The sequence below is a fragment of the Streptomyces sp. NPDC008001 genome (assembly GCF_042958085.1).
In the GTDB taxonomy this organism is placed as follows: Bacteria; Actinomycetota; Actinomycetes; order Streptomycetales; family Streptomycetaceae; genus Streptomyces.
Window position 1 is genome coordinate 205,431 of record NZ_JBIBIZ010000012.1, and the last position, 6,000, is coordinate 211,430.

Below are 6,000 nucleotides of genomic sequence, written 5' to 3' on the forward strand. Positions count from 1 at the left end.
TCGTTCAGCGCCACATACGTCGAGCCGGTCCAGCAGCGGCCGCCCGCGGTTCCGTCGCCGGTGTCCGGCATGAGCGGGGCGAGCACTCAAGCGGCCCCCGCCGCGTCGTCCTCGCGGTCCTCGGCCCCGTCCGCCGGTGCGGCGCGGCCGGGCCCACCGCCCGCCGCCGCATCCGCTCCGGCCCGCGGCACCCCGCAGGCGCCGCCGACGCACAGCCGAGACGTCCTGTCCCAGCACTCCGTGACGCCGCTCAGGCCCCCTCCCGATCCCCCCGGGGACAGCGGCGCCCCACCGGGCCCCGGTGGCGTGCCGGACGAACCGTCGCCGCCCGGCCGTCCCACACCACCGTGCCGCCGGCCGGTCCCGGACGGCGGCACGCCGGTCGACCGGCCCGCGGCCGACGCCACGCCGCCCGCCTCCCCGTCCACCGGTGCCGATCCCACGGAGCACGGCGTACCGGCCGACACCGCAGAAGACTGCGTATGACGCTGCGTCAGCTGCGCTTGGGCGCCAACAGGGCGCTGATCGCGGCCGACGACGCTCCCCCGCGCCCGAACGGGGCGGGCAGCCAGGAGAGCGCTCCGGCGAGGACGGCGGCCAGCACCTGATAGGTGCAGTCCTGATCCGTGGCCGCGTCCCGCGCCCGGAACGTGGCCCCCGCGCGTATGTCGTCCGCCAACTCGCCGAAGAGGACGGGCCGGTGGGCGGCGGTGTCGTACAGCGAGCCGTCTTGGTGACGGGTCAGCTCACGCACCGCCCGGGCCGGCCGGGACGGCTCACAGCACGGGGCATCGTCACGCATCAGCGTGTCCGGGGGCCGTCAGGTCCCGGTGCCTTTACCGGCTACCGCCTGCCGGGTGCGGGCGGTCCGGGCGGCCGGCCGGTAGTCGCCGTCCTCGTCGGGCCGGACGGCGTCGCTCGCCGCCTTGCGCAGGTCGTACTCCAGGTCGCGGGCCCGGTCCAGGCACTCGTCGGTGAAGTCCTTCGCGTCGTCGAGGACGTCGCCGAGGAAACGGATGAGGCCGCTTCGGCGGCGGCCCCTCGAACGGGTGGTCATGGTTGGCCCCTTCTTCTGCGTCGGCTCGTCCCGGTCGGCGCGCGCGTGGGCAGGGGTGCCGTGCCCGTACGGGTTCTCGCGCGCGGGCCCGGCCACTTCTTTCATGACGACACGCGGAGCGGGCCGCGTCCAGGCTCGTACCGGTACGGCCCGCGGCACTCGGACGCCGGGGGAAGGGCGTGAGGGCGTACGGCGTGACGGCCCGCCCTCCGCCTCCCGACGCGCCCCGCCCCCGGCCGGCACCACGCTCGTGGGCGCCCCAGTGCCCCGGCACGAGGAAGCCGGGACGAGCCGGGTGGTGCGCGCGGTGGGGCCTCGGGCGGCACCGTCCCGCGCGAGCGTTCGCGGAGGTGCCGCCGTGCTTCCCCCCATCGGTGAATGCACCTGCCGCCCCGCATCCGGGCCGCTGGAGGCTGGGCATGCGCACCGTGGACGACGAAACCGGCCCCCGCCTCCCGGTGGTGGACGCCGGACCCGTAGCACGGCGGTCCCGACGAAGCCGCACCGAGCGGGAGCACGGTGTCGGTCACCGCACACGGGCCCGCCGGCACAGGCGGGGTCGCTGATCACCCCAGCGCGGAGGCCCCCATGCAGAACCCTCCTGGCAATATGACACACGTACCGCCACTCCTGGCGTCAGTGACAGGCCCGGAGGCCTTACGAGCCCTCCCGGTGGAAGCGCTGGAGGCGCTGGCGGAGGACATCCGGCGCTACCTGGTGGCGACGGTGTGCGCCTCCGGCGGCCACCTGGGCCCGAGCCTGGGCGTGGTCGAGCTGACGATCGCCCTGCACCGCGTCTTCCACTCACCACGCGACAGCGTCCTGTTCGACATCGGCCACCAGGCTCACGTCCACAAGCTCCTGACGGGCCGTCAGGAGGGTTTCGCGCAATTGCGCCGGGCCGGCGGCCTGTCGGGATACTGCTGCCGCGCGGAGTCCGAGCACGATGTGATCGAGAACTCGCACGCCTCCACGGCCCTGTCCTACGCCGACGGCTTGGCCAAGGCCCGGGCCCTTGCAGGGGAGGGGGAGCGGGCGGTGGTGGCGGTCATCGGCGACGGCGCGCTCACCGGAGGGATGGCGTGGGAGGCCCTCGACAACATCGGCGCCGCCCCCCAGCGCCCGGTGGTCGTCGTCCTCAACGACAACGGCCGCTCCTACGCCCCCACCGGCGGCGCGCTCGCCGCCCACCTGGCCGGCCTGCGCGCATCCGGCCCACACCCGGCCGCGCAGGACGACCTCTTCGCCGCGCACGGCCTGACCTACCTCGGGCCGGTCGACGGGCACGACCTTCCCGCGCTGGAGGAGGCGTTGCGCACCGCCCGTGCCCTGGCCCGCCCGGTGATCGTGCACGCGGTGACAGTCAAGGGCAAGGGCTATCCGTTCGCCGAGGCGGACGAGGCGGACTGCTTCCACGCCGTCGGGGTGATCGATCCGGTCACCGGCCGCACCCCCGTCACCGCCACGCCGCCACAGCCGTCGGGCACGTGGACCGACGTCTTCGCCCAGGAACTGCTGACCCTGGCCGACGAGCGACCGGACCTGGTGGCGGTCACCGCCTCGATGCTTCGGCCTACCGGCCTGCACCCCATGGCCGTCGCCCACCCCGACCGCGTCTTCGACGTCGGCATCGCCGAACAGCACGCCGTCACCAGCGCCGCGGGCCTGGCCATGGGCGGCCTCCACCCCGTCGTAGCCCTCTACGCCACCTTTCTCAACCGCGCTTTCGACCAAGTCCTGATGGACGTGGCCCTGCACCGCCTGCCCGTCACTTTCGTCCTGGACCGCGCTGGCATCACCGGCCCCGACGGCCCCTCCCACCACGGCATGTGGGACACCACGCTCCTCACCCTCGTCCCCGGCCTGCGCCTCGCCGCCCCCCGCGACACCACACGCCTCAAGGAACTGCTGCGCGAAGCCGTCGCCACTGACGACGGCCCCACCGCCCTGCGCCTGCCCAAAGCCGCCACCGGACCCGACCTGGACGCCCTGGTACGGATGGACGGCCTCGACATCCTCCACCGCAGCTCCAGCCGGCCCCTGGACGTCCTCCTCGTCACCGCCGGCCCCACCGCGGCCGCCGCCGTCGAAGCGGCCCGACGGCTGGAGGGCGAGGAAGGAATCGGCTCCACAGTGGTCGACCCCCGCTGGCTCACCCCTCTCAACCCCGCCCTCGTCCACCTCAGCGCACGCCATCACCTCGCCATCACCGTCGAGGACAACACCCGCACTGGCGGCTTCGGCTCCCACCTCGCCCAGGCATGCGCCGACGCCGCCGTCACCGCTCCCGTGCGCTGCCTGGGCCTGCCCCGGGCCTTCATCCCCCATGGCACCCGCACCGCGCTCCTGGCCGAGGCCGGGCTCGACGCCGACGGCATCATCACCGCCGTCCTCCACGCCCGCACCGACCTCGCCACCTATGACATCACCCCCCTCACCCACCCCGTCAACGGCCGCCGGAGGCCGCGATGACCATCGATCTCGGCCTGCCCATCGTCCCCCCGAAGACACCGCGGCGCCGTCCGGCGCGACGGATCACCGTCGGTGACGTGCCCGTCGGCGACGGCGCCCCGATCTCCGTGCAGACGATGACGACGACCACGACGGCGGATGTGGACGCGACACTGCGGCAGATCGCGGAGATCACCACCGCCGGCTGCGACATCGTGCGGGTGGCCGTCCCCTCGCGGGACGACGCCGACGCCCTCCCGGCGATCGTCGCGAAGTCCCCGCTGCCGGTGGTGGCGGACATCCACTTCCAGCCCCGCTACGTCTTCGCCGCGATCGACGCCGGCTGCGCGGCGGTGCGCGTCAACCCCGGCAACATCAAGCGCTTCGACGACCGCGTCGCCGACATCGCCAAGGCCGCCTCGGCCGCGAAAGTGCCGATCCGCATCGGCGTCAACGCCGGCTCCCTCGACCCCCGCCTGCTGGCCAAACACGGCGCCGCCACCCCCCAGGCACTGGTGGAATCAGCACTGTGGGAGTGCTCGCTGTTCGAGGAACACGGCTTCCAGGATCTGAAGATCGCGGTCAAGCACCACGACCCGATGACCGTGGTCGCCGCCAACCGCCTCCTGGCCGCCGCCTGCGACTACCCCCTCCACCTCGGCGTCACCGAAGCCGGCCCCGCCTTCCAGGGCGCGATCAAATCCGCCGTCGCCTTCGGCATCCTCCTCGCCGAAGGCATCGGCGACACCATCCGCGTCTCCCTCTCCGCCCCACCCGTCGAACAGGTCAAGGCCGGCATCCACATCCTCCAGTCCCTCGGCCTGCGACCCCGCCAACTGGAGATCGTCTCCTGCCCCGGCTGCGGGCGCCTGCAAGTCGACATCCACAAACTCGCCGCCCAAGTCCAGGCCGCCTTCGACGGCTTCCCCCACCCCTTGCGCGTCGCCGTCATGGGCTGCGTCGTCAACGGCCCCGGCGAAGCCCGCGAAGCCGACCTCGGCGTCTCCTGCGGCAACGGCAAAGGCCAGATCTTCGTCGCGGGCGAAGTCGTGCGCACCGTCCCCGAACACCGCGTCGTCGACGCCCTGATCGAGGAAGCCCTCCGCCTCACCGAAGCACCCTCCCCCGAAACGAGTGACCCCACATGAACTCCGTCCTCGCCCCGACCGCCGAACCACCGGACCTGGCCCGCTTCCGCGACCAGGTCGAGGAGGTCCTGGTCCGCTTCCTCGACGCCAAACGCGCCGCCGCACACGCAAGCGGCCTGCCCGCCGAAACCACCGAAACCCTGGCCGACTTCATCCTCTCCGGCGGCAAACGCCTACGCCCGGTGCTGTGCCTGCTCGGCTGGTACACCGCCACGACGAAACCCCCACCCGCGCCGGTCGTCCGCGTGGCCGCCGCCCTGGAGATCTTCCACGACTTCTGCCTCATCCACGACGACGTCATGGACCACTCCGACCTACGCCGCGGCCACCCCACCGTCCACCGCGCCCTGGCCGCCCACCACCGGCACGCCCACCCCCCGGCCGCCGTCGACGAACTCGGCGCCCACACCGCCGTCCTCATCGGCGACCTCGCCTTCGTCTGGTCCGACGAACTCCTGCACACCGCCGGGCTGACTCCGGCGCAGACGGAGGCCGCCTGGCCGCTGATCGACGCCATGCGCGCCGAAGTCGTCCACGGCCAGTACCTCGACCTCATCCAGGGCATCGCACCCGGCACCGACCTCGACGCCCCCCTGCGCGTCATCCGCTACAAGACCGCCAAATACACCGTCGAACGCCCCCTGCACATCGGCGCCGCCCTCGCCGGCGCCGGCTTGGCCCTGCGCGAGGCACTGAGCGCCTACGCCCTCCCGCTCGGCGAGGCCTTCCAGCTCCGCGACGATCTCCTCGGCGTCTTCGGCGACCCCACCCACACCGGCAAACCCAACCTCGACGACCTCCGCGAAGGCAAACACACCCTCCTCATCGCCCATGCCCTGCGCAAGGCCGACCCTCGCCAACGCACCCTCTTGCACGCCGCTTTGGGCGACCCGGACCTGGACGAGCGGACCGCCGCCCGCGTCCGCGACATCCTCACCACCACCGGCGCCCGCGCCACCGTCGAAGAACTGATCCGCGACCGCCAACGACAAGCCCTCACCGCCCTCGCCGACCTCCCCGCACCACCCCCGGCCCGCCACGCCCTGTACGACGTCGCCCTCGCCGCCACCACGAGGCGGTCATGACCCGCCGCCGGGTCCTGCTCGCCTCACCACGCGGCGTATGCGCGGGCGTGGACCGCGCCGTGATCGCCGTCGAGAAGGCCCTGGAGCAGTACGGCGCCCCCGTCTACGTGCGTCATGAGATCGTCCACAACAAATACGTGGTGAAGACCCTGGAGAAGAAGGGTGCGATCTTCGTCGACGAGACGGCGGAGGTGCCCGAGGGCAACATCGTCATCTTCTCGGCGCACGGTGTCGCCCCGGTCGTGCACGAGGAGGCCGC

5 protein-coding genes and 1 pseudogene are annotated in these 6,000 nt (G+C 73.2%); 4 read left to right on the forward strand and 2 right to left on the reverse strand.

Features of this window, described 5'->3' with window-relative positions; genetic code table 11:
• Window positions 1–493: 493 nt before the first annotated feature.
• Together ACFZCD_RS30875 and ACFZCD_RS30880 are read right to left on the reverse strand one after the other, a co-directional pair.
• Window positions 494–754, reverse strand: a complete 261-nt coding sequence (locus ACFZCD_RS30875; RefSeq protein ID WP_391836352.1) for a polyhydroxyalkanoate synthesis regulator DNA-binding domain-containing protein — start codon at window positions 752–754, stop codon at window positions 494–496.
• A gap of 66 nt (window positions 755–820) precedes the next feature.
• Window positions 821–1,162 (reverse strand): hypothetical protein, encoded by a 342-nt coding sequence (locus tag ACFZCD_RS30880; RefSeq protein WP_391836353.1) that lies wholly within the window; start codon window positions 1,160–1,162, stop codon window positions 821–823.
• A gap of 504 nt (window positions 1,163–1,666) precedes the next feature.
• On the opposite strand from ACFZCD_RS30880, the gene ACFZCD_RS30885 reads away from it, so the two are divergent.
• The 4 genes and pseudogenes from ACFZCD_RS30885 to ACFZCD_RS30900 form a co-directional block, all read left to right on the forward strand.
• Complete coding sequence (locus ACFZCD_RS30885; protein ID WP_391836354.1) at window positions 1,667–3,529, forward strand: 1-deoxy-D-xylulose-5-phosphate synthase; 1,863 nt, start codon at window positions 1,667–1,669, stop codon at window positions 3,527–3,529.
• Window positions 3,526–4,656 carry a flavodoxin-dependent (E)-4-hydroxy-3-methylbut-2-enyl-diphosphate synthase gene (ispG, locus tag ACFZCD_RS30890; RefSeq protein ID WP_391836355.1) on the forward strand — a complete coding sequence of 377 codons (1,131 nt, stop codon included), beginning with the start codon at window positions 3,526–3,528 and terminating at the stop codon, window positions 4,654–4,656. Before ACFZCD_RS30885 ends, ispG begins: the two co-directional genes overlap by 4 nt.
• The gene (locus tag ACFZCD_RS30895) at window positions 4,653–5,741 is read left to right on the forward strand and encodes a polyprenyl synthetase family protein (protein ID WP_391836356.1); all 1,089 of its coding nucleotides are present in this window, start codon (window positions 4,653–4,655) and stop codon (window positions 5,739–5,741) included. The genes ispG and ACFZCD_RS30895 overlap by 4 nt, the downstream gene beginning before the upstream one ends.
• Window positions 5,738–6,000, forward strand: a pseudogene (locus ACFZCD_RS30900) (4-hydroxy-3-methylbut-2-enyl diphosphate reductase); the annotation flags it as partial. The gene ACFZCD_RS30895 and the pseudogene ACFZCD_RS30900, both read left to right, overlap by 4 nt.